The 21,656-nt window shown below is 26.4% G+C and carries 22 protein-coding genes and 1 pseudogene; 20 read left to right on the forward strand and 3 right to left on the reverse strand.

What is annotated here, in order from left to right; translation table 11 throughout:
- Window positions 1-396: 396 nt before the first annotated feature.
- The 3 genes from IQC44_RS11715 to IQC44_RS10600 are packed head-to-tail and all read left to right on the forward strand — an operon-like array spanning window position 397 to window position 1,910.
- Window positions 397-528, forward strand: a complete 132-nt coding sequence (locus IQC44_RS11715) for a hypothetical protein (protein WP_257120213.1) — start codon at window positions 397-399, stop codon at window positions 526-528.
- Window positions 525-1,412 (forward strand): hypothetical protein, encoded by an 888-nt coding sequence (locus IQC44_RS10595; RefSeq protein WP_198306336.1) that lies wholly within the window; start codon window positions 525-527, stop codon window positions 1,410-1,412. Before IQC44_RS11715 ends, IQC44_RS10595 begins: the two co-directional genes overlap by 4 nt.
- Window positions 1,413-1,433: 21 nt before the next feature.
- Entirely contained in the window at window positions 1,434-1,910 is a 477-nt protein-coding gene (locus IQC44_RS10600) for a hypothetical protein (RefSeq protein ID WP_198306337.1), read from the forward strand.
- A gap of 2 nt (window positions 1,911-1,912) precedes the next feature.
- On the opposite strand, the pseudogene IQC44_RS10605 reads toward IQC44_RS10600, so the two are convergent.
- Both IQC44_RS10605 and IQC44_RS10610 read right to left on the reverse strand, forming a co-directional pair.
- Window positions 1,913-3,208, reverse strand: a pseudogene (locus IQC44_RS10605) (IS256 family transposase); the annotation flags it as partial.
- A 195-nt stretch (window positions 3,209-3,403) separates the two neighbouring features.
- Complete coding sequence (locus IQC44_RS10610) at window positions 3,404-5,170, reverse strand: GGDEF domain-containing protein (protein WP_198306338.1); 1,767 nt, start codon at window positions 5,168-5,170, stop codon at window positions 3,404-3,406.
- 117 nt (window positions 5,171-5,287) lie between these two features.
- Here IQC44_RS10610 and IQC44_RS10615 point away from each other — a divergent pair, with 117 nt between their 5' ends.
- From IQC44_RS10615 to IQC44_RS10670, 12 genes are all read left to right on the forward strand, one after another.
- Entirely contained in the window at window positions 5,288-5,887 is a 600-nt protein-coding gene (locus IQC44_RS10615) for a transglutaminase-like cysteine peptidase (protein ID WP_198306339.1), read from the forward strand.
- Complete coding sequence (locus tag IQC44_RS10620) at window positions 5,884-7,740, forward strand: bifunctional diguanylate cyclase/phosphodiesterase (protein WP_198306340.1); 1,857 nt, start codon at window positions 5,884-5,886, stop codon at window positions 7,738-7,740. Before IQC44_RS10615 ends, IQC44_RS10620 begins: the two co-directional genes overlap by 4 nt.
- 66 nt (window positions 7,741-7,806) lie before the next feature.
- Entirely contained in the window at window positions 7,807-8,841 is a 1,035-nt protein-coding gene (gene aroB / locus IQC44_RS10625; RefSeq protein WP_198306341.1) for a 3-dehydroquinate synthase, read from the forward strand.
- Window positions 8,842-10,482, forward strand: a complete 1,641-nt coding sequence (locus tag IQC44_RS10630; protein WP_228286332.1) for a mechanosensitive ion channel family protein — start codon at window positions 8,842-8,844, stop codon at window positions 10,480-10,482.
- Between the two features lie 16 nt (window positions 10,483-10,498).
- Window positions 10,499-11,770 (forward strand): tRNA (N(6)-L-threonylcarbamoyladenosine(37)-C(2))-methylthiotransferase MtaB, encoded by a 1,272-nt coding sequence (mtaB, locus tag IQC44_RS10635; RefSeq protein WP_198306342.1) that lies wholly within the window; start codon window positions 10,499-10,501, stop codon window positions 11,768-11,770.
- Window positions 11,751-13,226: an AAA family ATPase gene (locus tag IQC44_RS10640; protein ID WP_198306343.1), complete on the forward strand. Its 1,476-nt coding sequence runs from the start codon at window positions 11,751-11,753 to the stop codon at window positions 13,224-13,226. Before mtaB ends, IQC44_RS10640 begins: the two co-directional genes overlap by 20 nt.
- A complete protein-coding gene (gene bioV, locus IQC44_RS10645; RefSeq protein WP_228286333.1) occupies window positions 13,198-13,731 on the forward strand; it encodes a pimelyl-ACP methyl ester esterase BioV in 534 nt (177 codons plus the stop codon). The genes IQC44_RS10640 and bioV overlap by 29 nt, the downstream gene beginning before the upstream one ends.
- Window positions 13,728-14,264 (forward strand): molybdopterin adenylyltransferase, encoded by a 537-nt coding sequence (mog, locus tag IQC44_RS10650; protein WP_198306344.1) that lies wholly within the window; start codon window positions 13,728-13,730, stop codon window positions 14,262-14,264. The genes bioV and mog overlap by 4 nt, the downstream gene beginning before the upstream one ends.
- Window positions 14,265-14,723: a GNAT family N-acetyltransferase gene (locus IQC44_RS10655; RefSeq protein WP_198306345.1), complete on the forward strand. Its 459-nt coding sequence runs from the start codon at window positions 14,265-14,267 to the stop codon at window positions 14,721-14,723.
- 68 nt (window positions 14,724-14,791) lie between these two features.
- Window positions 14,792-15,988 (forward strand): type II toxin-antitoxin system HipA family toxin, encoded by a 1,197-nt coding sequence (locus IQC44_RS10660; RefSeq protein ID WP_198306346.1) that lies wholly within the window; start codon window positions 14,792-14,794, stop codon window positions 15,986-15,988.
- Complete coding sequence (locus IQC44_RS10665; protein WP_198304725.1) at window positions 15,975-16,211, forward strand: helix-turn-helix domain-containing protein; 237 nt, start codon at window positions 15,975-15,977, stop codon at window positions 16,209-16,211. Before IQC44_RS10660 ends, IQC44_RS10665 begins: the two co-directional genes overlap by 14 nt.
- A 20-nt stretch (window positions 16,212-16,231) precedes the next feature.
- Window positions 16,232-16,864 (forward strand): hypothetical protein, encoded by a 633-nt coding sequence (locus IQC44_RS10670; protein ID WP_198306347.1) that lies wholly within the window; start codon window positions 16,232-16,234, stop codon window positions 16,862-16,864.
- A gap of 7 nt (window positions 16,865-16,871) precedes the next feature.
- On the opposite strand, the gene IQC44_RS10675 is transcribed toward IQC44_RS10670, so the two are convergent.
- Entirely contained in the window at window positions 16,872-16,976 is a 105-nt protein-coding gene (locus IQC44_RS10675; RefSeq protein WP_198306348.1) for a hypothetical protein, read from the reverse strand.
- A gap of 187 nt (window positions 16,977-17,163) precedes the next feature.
- Between IQC44_RS10675 and IQC44_RS10680 the strand changes: the two genes are divergently transcribed.
- The 5 genes from IQC44_RS10680 to IQC44_RS10700 all read left to right on the forward strand — a co-directional run bounded on the left by IQC44_RS10680 (window position 17,164) and on the right by IQC44_RS10700 (window position 21,565).
- Window positions 17,164-18,264 (forward strand): tyrosine-type recombinase/integrase, encoded by a 1,101-nt coding sequence (locus tag IQC44_RS10680; protein ID WP_198306349.1) that lies wholly within the window; start codon window positions 17,164-17,166, stop codon window positions 18,262-18,264.
- A gap of 173 nt (window positions 18,265-18,437) precedes the next feature.
- Window positions 18,438-18,662 carry a hypothetical protein gene (locus IQC44_RS10685; protein ID WP_198306350.1) on the forward strand — a complete coding sequence of 75 codons (225 nt, stop codon included), beginning with the start codon at window positions 18,438-18,440 and terminating at the stop codon, window positions 18,660-18,662.
- Window positions 18,663-18,898: 236 nt separating this feature from the next.
- On the forward strand, window positions 18,899-19,372 hold the full coding sequence (locus IQC44_RS10690; protein ID WP_198306351.1) for a DUF1998 domain-containing protein: 474 nt from the start codon (window positions 18,899-18,901) through the stop codon (window positions 19,370-19,372).
- 113 nt (window positions 19,373-19,485) lie between these two features.
- Window positions 19,486-20,073, forward strand: coding sequence for a restriction endonuclease subunit S (locus IQC44_RS10695; RefSeq protein WP_198306352.1), 588 nt, complete (start codon window positions 19,486-19,488; stop codon window positions 20,071-20,073).
- Window positions 20,074-20,077: 4 nt separating this feature from the next.
- Window positions 20,078-21,565, forward strand: a complete 1,488-nt coding sequence (locus IQC44_RS10700; protein WP_198306353.1) for a type I restriction-modification system subunit M — start codon at window positions 20,078-20,080, stop codon at window positions 21,563-21,565.
- Window positions 21,566-21,656: the final 91 nt, after the last annotated feature.

A 21,656-nucleotide genomic window follows, 5' to 3' on the forward strand; every position in this document is an offset into this window, starting at 1 on the left:
CAAAATTACATCAAGGATTAGCTAAAAAAAGAAAGATAAAACTTATAGATGAATATCTAAGTAACTATAATAAAAAATGATAATTTAGCAACCCATTTTTTTCATTAAGCCGGAAATGGTGATGAGAAAAGTGAAGATGGGTTTAAATACAGAGGTAGGGGTATTATTCAAATAACAGGTAGAGAAAAATATCAAGGGTTTACAAATGAACACAATAAGAAGAACCCTAATGATAATCAAAATTTTATTGATAATCCAGATTTAGTAACAGATAATATAAATTATAGAGTAGCTTCAGCTTGTTGGTATTGGAGAAACAGAGGTGCATTATATGGTAAATTCAATGCAAAAGGAGATATTAATATTATTGTTGATAATGCTCCAGATGATGTAAAATTGGTAAGCCAAGCAGTTAATGGTGGAGTATATGGAAAATCTAATGGCTATGATGAGCCAAATGAACCATTTAGTAGATTGCCACTATTTAATAAACTAAAAGAGTATTTAGAAAAAAAAGGACTATTATGAAATATATATTAATTATTTTTTTGTTAGCAAATTATATTAATGCCAATATATTAGATAAAGAGCAATTATTAGAAAATTCTTATAATAAAACTCAAAATATAAAAATAAGAGATTTTAAAACAAAAGATTTTGAGTTAAATTTTGAAAAATATGATTTATGGATTAATGAAGAAGATTTAGAAGATTCTTGGAATAAATTATTATCAAACTTTCAATCTTTAAAAGTTGATTTTACATCAAAAAATGGTAAAAAACTTTTGTTCAAGCAAGAGGAATTTAGACCATATGGACAAAAGGTAGTTACTGTAGTTTGTAAACAAACAGAAGTAAAAAATATATTATTTATTCAAACTCAATTTCATAAATCTAGTAATATTATCCCAGGGTATATTAGTTTTTCACCATTTATTTTTGAAATTAATGATAAATTTGAAGTTTCAAAAAATGAAGAAATAAGAATTAATTATTTCTATGGTAATGATTATTTTAAAACAATAATACCTGATATTCCAATCTCAGAAAATGAGAGTTCTTATCCTTACTATAACGAAGAAAAAATCCTAGCAAGACTTTATGAAACAAATATTTGTGATAAAGAATTAACAGAGAAAGCAAATATTGAAGTTTTTGTAAATGGTAAATGGTATCCACAAGAAGAGAGTTGGAATATAAAAAATATTGATTATGTAATTAAATCTGAAAAACAACCTCTTTACAAAAAACCAAACGAAAACACAAAAACAAAAATGTATCTAGTAAAAAATGATGTTGTAGAAATGCTTGCAGAAGAAGATGATTGGATTTATATCTTATATATCACAAAAGATAATAAAGAGATAAAAGCTTGGATACCTAAAAATGCTTTAGAGTCTCAAGGAAACTAAAACTCTAAAATAATTTAAAATATGTCAGTAAAACCAAAAATATATATACTAAAACATAATCAAACTACTTTAATAGAGAATGATAAAAAAGAAGATGTAAATAATAACTCAAACTTAAATGTAAAATCAGACTATATAATAAATGTAAATAAAAACCTAACACAAACTGTAGATGAAGAGAAAATAACAACTGTAAATAAAGATTATAATATTTATGCTAATGAAGATTTAAATATAAAAGTAAAAAACACAATAAAACAACTAATAGAAAAGGATTTTATACAAAGAGTAAAAGGTAATAAGATTACTTATGTAGAAAAAGATGTAAAACAAAAATACCTTCAGAATTTGTTTAAACAAATAGATAAAGATTTTAGAATTGATGTAAAAGAGAATTTTCATACAATTGCAAATAGTATTAAAATAGAAGCCCAAACTATAGAGTTAATTTCAGATACAGAAGTAAACCTAAAAGGTACATTTTTGGATTGCACTTGACAATTATCCAATCTACCTTCAAAAAATATAGCCAATTGTGAAAGTGTTAAATTCCAGTTCCACATTGGCATATTCCATTTCTTTGTAGCATTTTTCATTCCCATATAAAGCAATTTTAAAAGTGAATTCTCATTTGGAAATGCACCTTTGGTTTTCGTCAATTTTCTAAATTGTCTATGTACTGATTCAATAATATTTGTTGTATAAATTACTTTTCTTATATCTTGTGGATATTTGAAATAAACAGATAGATTTTCCCATTTATTATTCCAAGATTGTAAAACTATTGGATATTTTTTGCCCCATTTATCTTCAAGTTTTAGAAGTTCATCTTCTGCTAAATCCTTTGTACTTGCTTGATAAACTAATTTTAAATCTTTCATAAACTCTTTTTCTCACAGAGAGTACTAAGGCACAGGGTCTTTAGAAGCTACATATCTCAAAGAGTTTCTAATTTCTCACAGAGAGTGCAAGCACAGGGTGAATAATACATAGTTGCACTTCTGTTTTAGGAAATATTGTTTTTATATCTTCTGGAAAGCCTTTAAGTCCATCAACTGAAGCTATTAATATATCTTGTACTCCACGATTATTTAAATCTGTAAGTACACTAAGCCAAAAGTTTGCACCTTCACTCTCACTAAGATAAAGTCCTAATATCTCTTTTTTACCTTCCATATTTACACCAAGAACAGTGTAAACAGCTTTACTTACATATTTACCACCATCTTTTATTTTCTCACAGAGAGTGCAAGCACAAGATAGTGTATTGCATCAAGCCAAACAAATGGATATAAGGTTTCAAGAGGACGAGATTGCCAAGCTTTTACTTTTTCAATAATTTTCTCGAAGAGAGTGCAAGCACAAAATCTGTAATAGCACTTATTGTTGCTGTTGAGATAGATACTTGATATATCTCTTCAATATGAGAAGATATATCTACATAACTCATTCCTAAGCCATACATAGAAAGTATCTTTTCTTCTATTTCATCAGAAATTGTAGTTTGATGTTTTTTTACTATTACTGGTTCCTTAGCTTGCTGTAGCGACCAAAGGGAGATAAAATGTTCCATTTCTATCTCTTGGAGTATCTAACTCAAAGCTACCATCTGAAGTACCTTTTATAGTTTTAGAATTAAAACCATTTCTTCTATTTGTTTTACCAGCTAAAACATCATTTGCAATATGTGATTCAACTTCTGCTTCAAGTGCAGCTTCGGTTAGTTGCTTTATAAGTGGAGCTAAAAGTCCATCTTTACCTGTAAGTCTTTTTCCACTTCTAAATTTATTTAGAATTTCATTCTTGTGCTTGCACTCTCTTCGAGAAAGTCAAAATTTAATTGTTTTTCTTGTTCCATAATCAATCCTTAAAATTTGTATTTTATCAGATTGACACGAAATTTCTAACACTCCCTGCTTTAAAATATAACTAAGTAACTTCTAGTATAAAAAATATAATCAAAGAAACCAAAAATTTAAAACCTACTAACCCTATATACCCCATTCCTCTTTGTAAGCTATAACTCTATCTCTTCCTTCATTTTTTGCTTGGTATAAAGCTTTATCTGCATTTGCAATTAAAGTATCATAAATTTTTATATCATTTGAAAAAGAGGCAACACCTATACTTAATGTTACTTTATCAAAGTAAGTTGTAAAATTGTTATTTTTAACTTCAATGTTTAGTTTTGTTGCTAAATCAAATGCTCCATTTAGTTCTGTTTCTGGACAAATAATTAAAAACTCTTCACCACCCCATCTTCCTAAAATATCTGTTACTCTAATACTATTTTTTAATATTTGAGCAGTCTCTTTTAGGACATCATCACCAACTTGGTGACCAAAATTGTCATTTACTTTTTTGAAAAAATCAATATCAATTAAAATGATAGAAAAAGTTTTATTATATCTTAAAGCTCGATTTAGCTCATCTTGTAAAGTGCTATCCAATTTTACACGATTATAGATATTTGTTAATTTATCTGTAATTGAGATTTTTAAAAGTTCTTCATTTTTTAAAGAAAGCTCTTTTGTTCTTTGATTTACTTTCTCTTCTAGTGAAGTTTGATATTCATAAATAGATTTTGCCATATCATTAAAAGCATTTGAAAGTATAGAAACTTCTAAAATAGAGCTATCAATATAGTTTATTTTTTCATACTCTCTATTTTTTATTTTTTTACTCTCATTTGATAGTTTATGAATAGGTTTTACAATTACTCTTGAAAAATAGATTATAAGAGGAATCATAATAACTCCAGATAATAAAAATAGCGAAATTAACTTATATGTTTGTATATTATAAGGTTCAATAGTCTTTTTATAATCAGCAAATAGAACTAAAAAAGCATCAGCTAAATTTTCTACATTTTGAACTTGAACTATATATTTTTTATTATCTATTTTTATAATTTTTGCTTTTTTGAATTCATCTATATTTTTATTGTTTTGTAAAAACTCTTTTAAAAGCTCACTATTTTTTGAAATTGAAGATATTTCAAAGCCATCTTTTTGAAAAAGAAAAATATCCATAGACTTCTTATCTATAAAGCTTTCAAATATATTTTTGAAATCATCAACTAATACATCAATAGATACAACATTTTTACTATTTTCAAGCTCTTTAGAGTAAGTTATACCAAAAGTGTCGATATGAGAAAATTTATAAGGAGCTGTTTTTATAGAGCCTTTGTTTGAAATTGCATCTTTATACCAAGGTCTTAAAGTTGCATTGTAGTTGCTATCTTCAAATCTATGAGTTGTGATATTTAATGCTTCATCAAAGAATACAAGCTCTCTTTGTTCTATCTTTTTGCCATCAATTTTCATAAGTAGATATTTGTCATTTTTTGTTGCATTATAAGTTTGTCGTAAATTTTTATCAACATCTAAGTTTATAATCTCAAAAAAGCTACCGTCGTTATATCCTGTGTAAATTGCATAGAGGTTATTTTGAGTTTTTAGTGTATTTATATATAGTTTAAAGTTTTCATCTTGCTTCTCTTTTTCAATTTTGTTTGAAATACTTAAAATTTCAATTGTATTGAAATAGTTTTTTCTACTATTATCTATAGCCGTTTTTACACTATAAGAGATAGTTTCAAGTTTTGAGTCTATATTTTTTATTGAAAGTTCTTTATCTATATAAAAAAGCTGTATGCCTAAAACAGAGATTAAGATAAATGCCATAAATGTAAATATAAATAGAACAGTTGTTTTAAGAGATATTTTTTTATTATTTAATGATTCTTCTTTCATTATTTTCCTTGTATATTTTTTACATATTACCAAATAAAAGATTAAACAAAAATATTTATTTATTTATAAAAATTGTTATTTTTATAAATAAATAAATATTTTGGTACAATCTTATTTATGAAAGCTTTATTTTTAATCTTCTTTTTATTGTTAAGTTTCATAGATGCAGATTTTGCCTCAAGTTCACTAATAGAAAAAGTTGAAAAAAAATATGATAGATTTGCAAAAAATAGATTTGTTGCTTTAAATGATTTATTGGAAAAGTCTAAAAATGAACCAACAAGTAAAAAGCTTGAAAAGGTAAATGATTTTTTTAATAAAGTTAGATATGGAAGTGATAAAGAAGTTTTTGGTTCTAGCGATTATTGGGCTAACCCTTTTGAATTTTTGGCAAAAGATAGAGGTGATTGCGAGGATTATGTTATAGCTAAGTTTTTAGCTTTGGAATATTTAGGAATACCAGCTTCAAAAATGTTTCTCTCTTATGTAAGATTAAAGGGTTCAAAAGATGCTCATATGGTTTTAAGTTATTATGAAAGCCCAAATAGTGAACCTTTAATCTTGGACAATTTTAGAAAAATTGTTTTAGGAGCTTCAAAAAGAGATGATTTAACATTTGTTTTTAACTTTAATCCTAATATAAAGAGTTCAGGCTCAAATAGTGCTAATTCTAAATGGAATACAATGATAAGTCAATTTAAGGGGCAAAAAATATGAGTTTATTTAAACAGGTTTTACTAGTTTTGGTTTTTGTTTTTATTATGCTATTTATGATAATAACTGCATTTTCATTGGATATTTTAAAAAATAGTACAAAAGAGTCTATATATCAAAATATTCAAAATAGTGTAACAAATCTTAGTATGTCAATTACAAATGCAGGTGAAGATGAAAGTAGTATAAAAACTGCTATAAATGCAGCTTTTGATAATGGAAGTTATGCAAAAATTGTATTTAAAAATACAGATGAAGAAGTTATTTATGAACTGTCAAAAGATGTTGAAATAGATGAAGATATTCCAACTTGGTTTGTAGATTTGGTTGATATTGGAGATATTACAGCATTAGCTAGTGTTTCAAAATCTTGGAATGTTTTAGGAATTATAGAGATTTACGGTGATAAGTCTATTTATTTTGAACAAATTTATAGAGTTTTCCAAAAATTAATTCAATCCTTACTTATTGGTTTTGCAATATTCTTTGTGATACTTTTTGTTCTTTTTAAATATATTTTAAGACCTTTAAAAATAGTAAGAAATCAAGCAGATGCTGTTATGGAAAATAGATTTATTATCTCTAAAGATATTCCATTTACCCAAGAGTTTAAAAGTGTTACTCTAAGTATAAATAGTATGGTTTCTAAATTTGAAGCTATGTTTAAGCAGACAAATAATCTTTTAAAAACAAATAAAGAGCTTATGTATATAGATGAAGTTACAAAGCTTTATAATAGAAAATATTTTCTATTAAAAGCAGATGAATACCTAAATGAAAATAGTTTGAATAGTAGAGGTTTTGCTATTATTTTATCTTTAAAACTTGATATTTTAAATCAAAATCTTGGATATGAAAAAACAAATAAAGTTTTAGTTGAATTATCTGAAATTTTGAAAAAAGATTTTTCAAATAGTTTAGATTTATTTGTAAGACTTAATGGTTCTGAATTTGTTATTATTCTTCCAAATTGTGAATTAAATGAAGCTCAAAAATGTTTAGATAAACTAATTTTAGATACTAAAAACCTAGAAGAGTTAAAATCAAATATATATATTGGTTTAACAAAATATGAGAATGAAAATAGTGTAAAAACTCTATTTACAAAACTTGATTATGTAATTTCACAAGCAAAATTAGACCCTTCAAAAGAGTATTTTTATCAAGAAAATATAGAAAATTATAAAACAAAAGATGAGTGGATAAATATTATAAATAGTTCACTACTTGAAGATAAATTTAAATTATTTTATAGAGATATAAATGATTTAAAAACTAATTCTTTATTATTTAAAACTCTAAATTTTAAAATTGATGGTTCAAATAATAACTTCTCATATATTGATTTTATTGCTGCAGTTGTTAAATTAAATAGATTAAGTGAAGTTTATTTGCATATTATCTCAAAATTATTTAAAGAGAATATGGATGAAAAAATATCAATAGAGTTACCAAGTAAATTTATTGAAGATTTAAATAACTATACTAAATTAAAAGAGATATTAACTCTTAATCAAAATAAAAATATTATTTTTGAAATAGAAGAGATTAGTTTTTATAGAAATTTAGAAAATACAAATATGTTTATTGAGTTATTTAAAAAGTATGGTTTTGACTTTGCCATTTATAATTTTATTGCTTCTAGTGATGATTATAAATATATAAAAGAACAAAGACCAGTTTATATAAAATCTTCTAAAAATTTCTTAATTGAATCAAAACAGAGCCTCAATATTTTAAAAATATTAACTCAATCATTAGGAATAAAATTAATAGCCACTTCAGTTGAAAATGAAGATATGCCAATGTTACAGGAGTTAGAAATAGATGCTATTTCTAATATGCTGAAGAACTAATATTTAGTTCTTCAGCATTTTTTAGCTATTATCCAATAAATTTAATAAAACTTTTTGGATAATAAAATGACTGTAAAAATAGACCTTTCAAATGAAAATTCTTATGAAATTTATATAGAAAAACTTCAAAATCTCACTTTTAATAGAAAAGTTGTAATTGTTACAAATCCCACAGTTGCTGGTTTTCACTTGGATTATTTAAAATCAAAAATAGATGCAAAAGAGCTTACAATATGCACAATTCCAGATGGAGAAGAGTATAAAAATATGCAAACTTTGGAGCAAATCCTAGAATCATGTTTTTTAGCAAAACTTGATAGAAAATCACTTTTAATTGCTTTTGGTGGTGGAGTTATTGGAGATATGACAGGATTTGCTGCTTCAATATATCAAAGAGGAATTGATTTTATTCAAATTCCTACAACTTTGCTTTCTCAAGTTGATGCAAGTGTTGGTGGAAAAACTGGAATAAATAATAAATTTGGTAAAAATTTAATAGGCTCTTTTCATCAGCCAAAAGGTGTTTATATAGATTCAAGTTTCCTTAAAACTCTTCCAAAAAGAGAGTTTGGAGCTGGAGTTGCTGAAGTTATTAAAATGGCTGTTTGTTTTAATAGCGAGTTTTTCTCTTGGCTTGAAAATAACGATTTAAGAGATGAAAAAAATATAGATATTGCAATAAAAAAATCTGTTGAAACAAAAGCTTATGTTGTAAGTATTGATGAAAAAGAGCAGGGCTTAAGAGCTGCTTTAAATTATGGGCATACTTTTGGGCATGTTATTGAAAATCTTACAAATTATAAAACTTATCTTCACGGTGAAGCTGTAGGAATAGGTATGTGTATGGCAAATGCTTTAGCTGTAAAATTAGGTTTAATGAGTGAAGAAGAGGAACAAAGAATTCAAAATTTACTTAAAAAATATGATATACCAACAAGCTATAAAATAAGTGATGTTGAAGATTTTTATGAGCATTTCTTCCTTGATAAAAAGTCAAGCAATAGTAAAATTAAGTTTATAGTTCCTTTAGGAATTGGAGATTGTAAAATCACTGATGAGATAAAAAAAGAAGATGTAATTGAAGTTTTAAAAGGATTTTAATTGATTAAAAAAATATTTTTCCTATTTCTTGCTAGTTTTTTGTTTTTACAAACAGTAAATGCTGCTAAAACGGTTGAACAAAATAGTGAACAAAAGGCTTTAGAAAGTAATTTAGAAATTGAAAATATGGTTGAAATTAATATTTTAAATGAAAAAATAAATAAAATAGAGTTGGCATTAAAAGATAATATTTTATTAAAAAGGTATTCAAACTATTTAGCTTACGGAAAAATTTCTGCTGAACTTGATAATTTAAAAGATAGTTTAAAAAGAAGAGGAAACTTAAGTGAAGAAGAGAGTTTTCAATTATCAAATAAAATTAGAGTAAAAGAGAACGAGTTAGAGTTAATTGCAGAGTATAAAGGTTCTGCTATTGGTTCTTTGATGAATCCACCTGAGATAGAAAAAGTTGAAAATATCACAAATCCTTTTGGAATAATAAATGCTCTATCAAATGTAAAAAAATTAGAAAATAATAAAAAACAGTTTTCTAGTGTAGAATTTGATATTGGTTATTTAATGGAAAAATTAGATGAAGAGCTAGTAAGCTATACAAAACTTTATGAGCTAGAACCAAAAGTAGAGTATCAAGAAAAGATAAAATACCTTGATAAGCAAAAAAGAGATTTTGATATAGTTTTAGATATTGTTACAACTACTCAAGAGGTTTATAGCCGAAAAATAGAGCAAGTTATATTAGAAATAAAAAGCCAAATATCTCAACAAGTACAAAAAATGTTGGCTATTCTTGTAATAATAATTATTATGTTTGCTGTTTCATTTTTGGTTAAATTAGCACTTAAAAAGTATTTTTCACAAAATGAAAATTATTATATGGTAAATAAAATAATAAATTTCACTTTAGTATTTTTAGTTTTGATGGTACTTCTTTTTTCATATATTGATAATGTTTCATATCTTGTAACAATCCTTGGATTTGCATCTGCTGGTATTGCAATTGCCCTAAAAGATTGGTTTATGTCGCTTTTTGGGTGGATGGTAATTGTTACATCTGGCTTTATTCAAGTTGGAGATAGAATTAGAGTTACAAAAGGAGATGTTGAAACTGTTGGAGATGTTTTAGATATTTCACTATTTAAAATAACAATAAAAGAAGATGTTACAATGGTTTCATATATGAAAAATAGAAGAGCAGGACGAATTTTCTTTGTTCCAAATAACTATATTTTTTCAGAGTTAATTGCAAACTATAGCCATAGCGAACTAAAAACAGTTTGGGATGGTATTGATATAACTTTAACTTTTGATTCAAATTTTAAAAAAGCACAAAAAATTATAAGAGAGATTTTAAAACACTACTCAAAAGGTTATAGTGATATTACAAGAAAACAACTCTCTAAAATGAGAAATAAATATCAGCTAAGAGCAACAGGAGTAGAACCTAGAGTTTTTACTTTTATAGAGCCATATGGTGTTGTAATTTCTGGTTGGTATCTTACAAACTCTTTTGCAGCTTTGGTTTTAAGAAGTACAGTTTGTGCCGAAATAATGGAAGCTTTAATGAAAGAAGATGATATTCATATAGCTTACCCAACTCAACAAATAAATATAAATAGAACTTCAAGTCCTTATGGTCCATCAAGAGTGATGCCAAAAGATGAATTTGAGATAAAAGAATAATTAGGATATATAATTTATGAATTTTAGTACACAAAAACCAAAAGTTTTTTTTAAAACTTTTGGTTGTAGAACAAATATTTTTGATACTCAAGTAATGATGAGTAATTTAAAAGATTTTGAAGTAACACAGGATGAAAAGGATGCATCTATTGTAATAATCAACTCTTGTACAGTTACAAATAGTGCAGATACAACTGCAAGAAGCTATATAAATGGACTTAAAAAACTTGAAAACTCTCCAAAAGTAATCTTTACTGGTTGCGGAACAAGAACAAAAGGGGAAAAACTTTTTGGTGAAGATAAGATTGATGGACTTTTTGGAGCAAGTGAAAAAGAGAATATCAATGAGTTACTAAAAATTGATGAGAAATTTTTCAAACTTGGAGATTTAAAAAGTCTTGATAAAACTGTTGTTGAAGAGTTTGTAGGAAAAAGTAGGGCATTTATAAAAATTCAAGAGGGTTGTGATTTTAGATGTTCATACTGTATTATCCCTTATGTTAGAGGTGATGCAAGAAGCTATGAAGAGAGTGTAATTTTAAATCAAGTAGAAACTTTGGCACAAAATGGCTTTAGTGAGTTTATACTAACAGGTACAAATGTGGGAAGCTATGGTAAAAAAATGCACACTTCTTTGGCAAAACTTCTAAAAAAAATGGCACAAATAAAGGGTGTTAAACGAATACGAATGGGAAGTATTGAGCCAATTCAAATAGATGATGAATTTAAAGAGCTAATAAATGAGCCATTTATGGCAAAACATTTGCATATAGCACTTCAACACACTTCAAAAGAGATGCTAAAAATTATGAATAGAAGAAATAAAGTTTTAAGTGATTTAGAACTTTTTGAATTTTTAAGCTCTAATGGCTATGCTTTAGGAACTGATTTTATAGTTGGACACCCTGGAGAAACTAAAGAGCTTTGGGAAGAGGCTATGAAAAATTTACATAATTTTCCTCTTACTCATATTCATGCTTTTACTTACTCAAAAAGAGATGGGACTCCAAGTGCTTCAATGAAAGATATGCCAAAAGGTGATATTGCAAAAGATAGATATATTGAGCTTGTTGAAATTATCAAACAAAAAAATTATGAGTTTAGACAAAAAAATAAGAATATCAAACTTGAAGTTTTAGTAGAACAAGAGAAAAATGGAAAATATTTGGGATTTGATCAATTTTTTAATCAAGTTGAAATTAGTAGCGATGAAGATTTACTTGGAGATTGGCTAAATTTAGATGATTATAAAGTAGGAATAACTAAAAATGAAGCAAGATTTAAATAATAAAAGTATAGATAAAAATTTTAAGCTGATGATTATTTCAGCTTTAGTTTTACTAATTTTGTTTATTTACACTATGTATAAAAGTAAAAGTGTAATTGAGGGAACTACCTATTATTTAGGGATTGGTTTTCTATTTGTTTTACTGGTTTTAGCATTTGTACTAAAATTAAAACAAGAGAAAATTAGAAAATTAATAAATAAAGACGGAACAAATAGTTTTGATAGTGAATTAGCAAAAAGTTCTTCAAAACTAGATTCAAATTCATCTAAAGATGAACAAGATTCAACAGTTTTACCAGTAAAATCAAATACAAGTTTTAAAGATGTAGCAGGGATTTCTGAAATTAAAGAAGAGCTAGAAGAGATTGTTGATTTTTTAAATAATCCAAAAATATATCAAAAATACGGAGTAAAACTTCCAAAAGGTGTACTTTTAGTAGGACCTCCTGGAGTTGGAAAAACTTTGATTGCAAGAGCAGTTGCAGGTGAAGCACAAGTTCCATTTTTCTATCAAAGTGGTGCTAGTTTTGTACATATTTATGTAGGAATGGGTGCAAAAAAAGTAAGAGAACTATTTTCTAGTGCAAAATTAAATGCTCCTTCAATTGTTTTTATTGATGAAATAGATGCTATTGGAAAAGCTAGAAGTGGAAAATCAAATGATGAAAGAGAATCAACTTTAAATGAACTTTTAACTCAAATGGATGGATTTGATGGAGAAAGTGGAGTTATTGTAATTGCTGCGACAAATAAAATAGAAGTTCTTGATGATGCACTTTTAAGAGCAGGGCGATTTGATAGAAGAGTTCATATTGCTTTGCCAAATATTGAAGATAGAAAGAAGATTTTGGAACTATATTTAAAAGATAAAAATCATAATTTAAATATTGAAAAATTAGCTTTAGAAACAGCTGGTTTTAACTCAGCTGCTTTATCAACACTAATAAATGAAGCTATTTTATATATGATAAAAATTGAAAAAAATATTTTAGATGAAGCTTGTATTGAAGTTGCAAAAAATAAAATAGAGTTTGGAAAAAAACAGTTAAAAATTTTGGATAGTGAGCAAAAAGAGATTTTGGCTATTTATCAAACTTGTAAGGCTTATATTTCAAAATCAAAAGTAAATTTTCTTGAAGATGGAGTTGTTAAAATCAATAAAGTTTTTCTATCTTACAATGAAATGCTTGAAAATATAAAACGAGAATTAGCTGGAAATGTTGGCTTAGAATTAATAAAAAAAGAGAAGTTTGCAATTGGAGAAGATGCTATAAAAAGAGCTGAAGAAATAGCATTTGAAATGGTAAATAAATATAAAATGGCATCTAGTATTGAAGAGATTATTTTTAGTGTAAAAGAGAGTTTAAAATTAGAATTTATGCAAAATATTGCTGAAATAGAGAGATTAAAAAAGCTAATGTTAAAGAATGAGGTTATTACAAAAGATGATTTGTAGTAACTTTTTTTCTGGATTTTGTTTTGAAAACGAGTGTGAACTTTTTTCTGAGTATTTAGAAAAAGGCGATTTTATTTTAAGTGGTTTCTCTTTTGGAGCTATAAAAGCTTTTCAAAAAGCCTTGGAAAAGCAAGAAAGAGTAGATAAAATTCAACTTTTCTCACCTGCATTTTTCCAAACTAAAGATGAGAAATTTAAAAAAATGCAAAAGATGTTTTTCAAAAAAGACGAAGTTGCTTATATAAAAAACTTTTTGGAAAATGTAAAATCTCCAAAAAGTGCCGATATTTCAAACTACTTTAAAAAAGGAAGTTTTGAAGAGCTAGAAGAACTTTTAAATTTTGTTTGGAGTAGAGAAAATTTAGAAAAACTTGTACAAAAAGGAATAAAAATAGAGGTTTTTTTAGGTGGAAATGACAAAATAATAGATAGTTTTGAAGCAAAAGAGTTTTTTAAAGATTTTGCAACTGTTTACTATTTTAAAGAAAAAGGACATTTATTATGAGTAAAGAAATAGCAAAAATTGGTGTAGTAACAACAAGCGATAGAGCAAGTGCTGGAGTTTATGAAGATTTATCAGGAAAAGCTATAATTGATACTTTAAACGATTATTTAAAATCTCCTTTTGAAGTGGTTTATAGATGTATAAGCGATGATAAAGAGATAATAGAAACTACTTTAAAAGAGTTAGTGGACAATGAAAAGTGCTGTTTAGTAGTAACAACAGGTGGAACAGGACCAGCTCTAAGAGATGTAACTCCAGAAGCAACAGAAGCTGTATGCGATAGAATGATGCCAGGATTTGGTGAACTTATGAGAAGTGTAAGCTTACAATATGTTCCAACTGCAATTCTTTCAAGACAAACAGCAGGTTTAAGAGGAAGTTCTTTAATTGTAAATCTTCCAGGTAAACCAAAATCAATTAGAGAGTGTCTTGATGTAGTTTTTCCTGCAATTCCTTACTGTATAGACTTAATGGAAGGTCCATATTTAGAAACAAATGAAGAAGTTATAAAAGCTTTTAGACCGAAAAAGTAGATGAATTTCAAAATAGCTAACTATGATAAAAAATATTTAAAACAAATAGTTGAACTGTTTACAAATACAGTTCACAATATAAATAAAAAAGATTACACAAAAGAGCAGCTAAATGCTTGGGCAAATCTAAATTATAATTTGAGTATTTGGGAAAAAAGATTTGAAAAGTCAAAGCCATGTCTATGTATTTTAGAAGATGAAGTTCTAGGATTTTGTGAGTATTATGATGGATATATTGATTGTTTTTATGTTCATTTTAAATATCAAAATTGTGGAATAGGAAAGCTACTTTTAAATCATATTTTAAAACTTGCGAAAAATGAAAACATAGATAAAATCGAAGTTGATACAAGTATAACTGCAAAACCATTTTTTGAGAAATTTGGATTTAAAGAGATTAAGAAAAATATAGTAAAAAGAGATGATGTTGAATTGGTAAATTTTAGTATAGAGAAATGATAAATTTACTTTACATTTATTCTTAAAAACTATATAATGATAAGTAAATTTATCATTATGAGTTATAAATGAAAAAAATATCTGTAAAAATTGACAAAATAAAAGTCGGTGAACTATTTTTTGAAAAAGATAAAAATCAATATGGATTTAACTATTTAGAAAACTATAAATCAATATCTTTGATTATGCCTTATAAAAACTCCTCTTATATTTGGAAACACAAACTTCACCCAATTTTTGATATGAATATGCCAGAGGGCTATCTTTTTGAACTTTTTAAAAACTTTCTTACAAAAGAGTATGGATATATAGATGATTTTTTAGTTTTTTCTCATATTTGTTCAAATATTCAAAGCAGATTAAATTTTGAAAATGAGCTAAAAAAAGATGAGTTTTTCTCTTTTGATTTAGATGAAGTTCTGCAAAATGATACAACAGATACATTTACAAAAATTGTTACAAGTTTTTTAAATAAAAATGCAATAAGTGGAGTTCAGCCAAAGTCATTGGCAATTTTAAAAGATAAAGAGAGTTTGGTTTCAAAAGAGTATATTATAAAAACTTGGGCAGATGAATATCCACAATTAGCAATAAATGAGTATTTTTGTCTAAAAGCAATAGAAAAAGTAGGAGTTAAAATTCCAAATATAAAACTATCTAAAAACAATAAGTTTTTATTGGTTGAAAGATTTAATTATGACAAAACAACTGATAGTTTTTTAGGTTTTGAAGAGATTTTATGCTTAGTTGGTAAAAATAAAGATGAAAAATATAGTGGGAGTTATGAGCAAATTGCAAAAGTAATATATAGTGTAAGCACCAAAAAACTAGAAGATATGAAAAACTTTTATAAAGTAATAATTATGAATTATCTACTTAAAAATGGAGATGCACATCTTAAAAATTTTGGAATACTTTATAACGATGATTTTTCACAAATATATTTTTCTCCAGCTTATGATGTTGTAAATACTTTGGTGTATTTTCCAAAAGATAGACCAGCTTTAACTATGTTTGGAAAAAAAGTTTGGTTTGGGAAAAAAGAGCTTATCAAGTTTGGGATACAAAATTGCTATCTAAACGAAAATGAAGCATATGAAATATATAAAGTTTGTATTAAAGCTTTAGAAAGTAGTATTTTAGAGCTAGAGAACTATATAAAAACAGATAAAAATTTTGAAGATATTGGAACAAAAATGCTAGAAATTTGGAAAATTTCTTTAGATGAAAAAACATATAAGGAGATAAAAATTGAAACTATATGAAATAGGGCAGAAAATTAGAATCTTAAGGGAAGAAAAAAAACTAACTCAAGAAGAGTTAGCAAAAACTTGTGGAATTAGTCGTGTAACTTTAGGCAAAGTTGAAAAAGGAGAAATGGGCAATACAAGTGTAAAAACTCTTGATTTGATTTTGGATAGATTAGGTTTTGAAATAGAGTTTAAAACCAAACAAGGCTTTGGATTACCTAGTTTAGATGAGTTATAAAAAAATAAATAGGATAAAAAATGAACATAGAAAAACTAAAAGAGTGTGAAGATAGATTTTGTGAGTATTACGAAAAAGGTTTTGAAGATGAAAAACTTGCAAAAACTGTAAAACTTTTTAATACAGCTAAATTCCATGAAATGGCAAAAAATAGTTTTGCACTTGAAAAATTTTCAAATATTGAACAAATTATACAAGACTTCTTTACAATTTTACTAAAATCTCCACTAATATCATTTTATGAAGGAGATATTTTAAAAAGTGCTTTAAAAAACTTTACGATGTACGAAAAAGATATGCTAAGTATCTTCTTACAAGATATTTTATATGGAGATTTTCCACATAATTTGGAAAATAGTTTTGATGATTTTGTAGAGTTGTTAGCTTCAAAGAACCTTGCAAAATGGCATATAGTTACCTTAATTCCTTACTATTTTTCACTCAATAAAAACTATTTTTTAAAACCATCAACTACAAGAAATATTATAAAATATTTTGAAATAGAGAACTTAAAATATAACTCAAAACCTAGTTTTGAGTTTTATAAAGCCTATACAAACAATCTTTTAGAAATGAAAAATAGTGTAAATCCTAAATTAAAAGATGACAACGGAAGATTTACAGGTTTTTTAAGGCTTTCAATGGAAAAATAAGATAAATTTAATCTAAACTTTTTAAACCTTTTCTCATAGCTTCAACTAAATTTTCATCTGCTTTTGTTTTGGTAAATAATTCAAATGCTAAAACACCTTGAAAAAGTAGCATATCTTCCCTATCTATTTTTATAGTTATCTTACATTAAAGAACAAATACCTACAAATACGCCTTTTATATAAGCTTTGTTTTGTTAGTATTTTACACTTAACTACATAGTTATACATTAAAAAACATTATTAAGCTAGATATAGGCTAGATAAAAAAATCTAATCTAGCTAGAAAAAAGGTTCTTAAAATGAATAGAAAAAAATCTAACAAATACACTGGGGTTTACTACCAAGAATTAATCAATGGTGATAAGTCTTATTATATAACATACAAACATAACAAAAAAGATATTTGGAAAAAAATAGGACTTTATAGTGAAGGTATTAGAGAAGCTTATTGTAGTCAAAAAAGAAATGAAATTGTAAGTAAAATTAGATTAGGTGAAGATTTACCTCATGTTGCAAATAAAAATAATTTTATAAGTTTAATTGAAGTTGCAGAAAAATTTTATGAACTAAAAGAACTTCACAATAAGCAAAATAAAAAAACAAGATCAAGAGTTTTAGCTAAATTAAAAAAACATTATATAGGTGAAATGTCAATAAAAGAAATTCAAAAACTTGATATTGAGAATTTTCAGATAGAAATCGAAAAAGATTTAATGCCAGCTACAATAAATTTTATAATTCAACAAACTAGCTCTATATTTAATTGGTCGATAGAAAATGGTTATTTAAGTAAAAATCCTTGTCAATTTGTGAAAAATTTAAAGGTTAAAAATGCAAGACTTAGATACTTAGAAATTGATGAAATAAAAAGGCTTTTAGAAACTGTTAAAAATGATAAACATTTATATTATTTTGTACTTCTAGGTTTATCAACTGGTGGAAGATTACAAACTATTTGTAACATTAAAGTATCTGATATTAGAGAAAATGGAACAATAAGATTATATGATTTTAAAAATGAAAGTGAATATTTTGGCTTTTTAAATAATGATTTAAAAAGCGAGCTTAATGAATATATAAAAATAATTAATTTGAAAGAAGATGATTTCATTTTTAAGAATACAATCAATCAAAATTATACTAATCAATACTATTATAGAAAATTACAACCAATTTTTGATGTTTTATTTAATCCAGATGGAACTGAACCTCTAGAAAAAGTTACTATACATACCTTAAGGCATACTTTTGCAAGTCAATTAGCTATTAATGATACACCAATTTTAATAATTAAGAAGCTAATGAATCATAATGATATTAAGACTACAATGAGATATGCTAAATTGAGTAAAAGTAGTGGTGATGTATATGTCGATAGATTAGTAAATAGCTTTTTATAAATTATTTACTAATCTTTGTATGATTTTTTTGAATGTATTTATACTATTTGTAAAATGGGCTTATCTGAGTTATCTAACTTATCTTTTAATGTTTTGCTTTAAATATAATGATTTATCAACCTAAGTAATTCACTCATACTATAATTACACATATCAAAATATGAGGAGCAAAAATGAAAAAAATTACTATTGTAGGTTTAGGCAATATGGGTTTGAATTTTATTAATTCTGTTGATAAAGACTTTAAAAAAAATATATCTGATATTGAAATAAATAGTTTATTACTGATTCCTAAAGAGTTAGATAAAGATTTTATTATAAATAATATTCAAAAAAATCATCAAATTTTTGTTATAGCTGGACTTGGTGGCTCTACTTCAAATGCTTTAATTAATTGAATTAGTAGATATTTTAAAAAGAATAGATATAAATCCAAATGTAATTGTTTTAAAACCGTTTGCATTTGAAGGTAAAGAAAAAGTTGAGTTAGCAAATAGTGTTATTGAAAAATTAAATGATAGTTTAAATAACTTAAAAATCTTTGATAATAATGATATTGAGAGCTTAGGTGATAAAAATTCACCTATGAAAGAGATGTTTACATTAATGGAGAAATCACAATTTAATCGCTAAAATGATTACAGATGCGATTATGATTATTCCAAAAAGAGATATCAAAGATATTTCTATAGCTCAAACACTAGCCAATGCAATGCAGTTAAGTGGAGCAGAAGAGTTAGGCATCGATGAGAGGGAGATTAATGCTCTTATTCAAGAAGTAGATGGTAAATTGAGTATATTAATTTACGATAATCAATCAGGCGGTGTTGGATATGTTTATGACTTGGCAAAAAATCGATGGAATGACTGGTTAGAAAAAACAAAACAAAGACTTTTTATAGATGAAAAACACAATGAAGAGTGTTTAAATGGTTGTATCAAATGTGTAGTTACAATGAATACAAGTGAACCATTACCAAGAAGAGAAACTTTGGATTATCTTGAAGGTAAAACAATGCCTAAAAATGAAGATATAAAGATAGTGAAGAAAAAAAATATAAAAAAAGAGATTAGTGAAGAAGATAGAATGAAAAGATTTAAGAAATAAATGTATTATTTTAATAATATGACGAAAACTATTGACAATTATATTTCCACAGGCTATACTTCTAAAGTTAATGTATTATTATTTATATGATACAAAAAATACGAGGTAAATAGGTGAAAATAAAACTAAACGACATAGCCGAGATAAAAACTGGACTTGTGCTTAACAGAAAAAAAGCTGACATGAGCAAGGAACAAAAGTTATATTATAGTGTTGTATCTCTCAAGTCTTTCAATGTTGATGCCATCTATGATAATACTTTTGCAGATGAGTTTATATCAAATGAACAAATCAAAGAAGATTATCAAGTAAAGCAAGGCGACATTCTTCTAAGACTTCGAGAGCCAAACTTTGCTGTATATATAGATAAAGAGTATGAAAATCTTATCTATCCATCTTTGATGGTTCGTGTGAAACTTCAAGATAGTAGATTTGACCCACATTTTATAGCTCACTATCTAAATAGCAACACAGTAAAAAAAGCACTCTCATCTGAGCTATCAGGTACAACAATACCTATGATAAAAGTAGCAGATGTAAACGAGATAAAAATACCGCTTATAAACCTAGATAAACAAAAAAAGATTGTAGAATATATTAAACTTGTTCATAAAGAAAATGATCTTTTACAAAACCTAATAAACGAAAAACAAAAATACTCAAAAGAGATATTTGAAACACTAGCATTACAAGGAGAATAATTAAATGCAAAAAACAACTCAAAGCACAATCAACAATGTAGTATGGAAAGCTTGTGACACCTTTAGAGGTACGATGGATGGAAGTGATTATAAAGATTATGTTCTTACGATGCTATTTGTGAAGTATCTTTCTGATTTTTATAAAGAAAAACTAGAACAGCTTCAAGCAGAGTACGGTGATAAGACGGATAGAATCGAAGCAAAGCTAAAAAGAGAAAAATTCAGACTTGATGAGAGTTGTACATTTGATTATTTGGTTAAACACAAAGAGGCTTCTAATCTTGGTGAGATAATGAACAAAGTGCTTGAGAGAATCGAAGAGGACAATAGGGACAAACTTGAAGGTATCTTTAGAAGCATAGATTTCAACAACAAAAATAAACTAGGGGATACAAAAGAGAGAAACACAATACTAAAAAATCTTATTGAAGACTTTAGTGATACTAGACTTGATTTAAGACCTTCAATGTTAGAGGGTAATGATGTAATAGGAGATGCTTATGAGTATCTTATCTCACACTTTGCAAGTGATGCAGGGAAAAAAGGTGGGGAGTTTTATACACCAAGTGAAGTATCAACACTTTTAGCAAAACTAGTTGAACCAAAAGAGGGAGATATGATTTATGATCCAACTTGTGGTTCTGGTTCACTTCTTATTAAAGCTAGTAAAGAGATAGGAAGTAAAAACTTCCGTCTTTATGGACAAGAGAGAAATGGACAAACTCAAGCACTTTGTAAGATGAATATGTTTTTACATGAGATAAACGATGCAGTTATCGAGTGGGGAGATACGATAAGAAATCCACTTCATCTGCAAGACAATCTTCTAAAGACCTTTGATGTGGTGGTAGCAAATCCACCATTTAGTCTTGATAAATGGGGTGAAGAGATAGCAAGTGAAGATAGCTTTGGAAGATTTAAATATGGAACACCACCAAAAAGTAAAGGAGATTTTGCTTTTGTTCTTCATATGATTAGTTCACTTAATTCTAATGGGAAAATGGGAGTTATTTTACCTCATGGAGTATTATTTAGGGGTTCTAGTGAAGGCAAAATTAGAACAAAACTTATTGAAGATAATCTTCTCGATGCAGTTATTGGTTTACCTGCAAACTTATTTTTTGGAACTTCAATTCCTGCTTGTATTTTAATATTCAAAAAGAATAGAACTCATAACGACATAATTTTTATCGATGCAAGTAGGGAATTTGAAAAAGGAAAAAATCAAAACAATCTAACAGATGAGCATATAGCAAAGATAATTGATACTTATAAAAACAGAAGTGAGATAGAGAAATATAGTCATGTAGCGACACTAGAAGAGATACAAGAAAATGACTATAACCTAAATATCCCTAGATATGTAGATACATTTAAAGAAGAAGAGATCATCGATTTAGATGCTACCAAAACAAATATAGCAACTATTGAAAATGAGTTAGTGGAGATAAAATCAAAAATGAGCGGGTATCTTAGGGAGCTTGGGCTATGAGTGAAATGATAATATATCAAGATGATAGTGGCACTACAAATCTTGAAGTAAAACTTGAAAATGAAACTTTATGGTTATCTCAAAAACAATT

Origin of the sequence: Arcobacter vandammei, assembly GCF_016106035.1 — a bacterium.
Lineage (GTDB): Bacteria > Campylobacterota > Campylobacteria > Campylobacterales > Arcobacteraceae > Aliarcobacter > Aliarcobacter vandammei.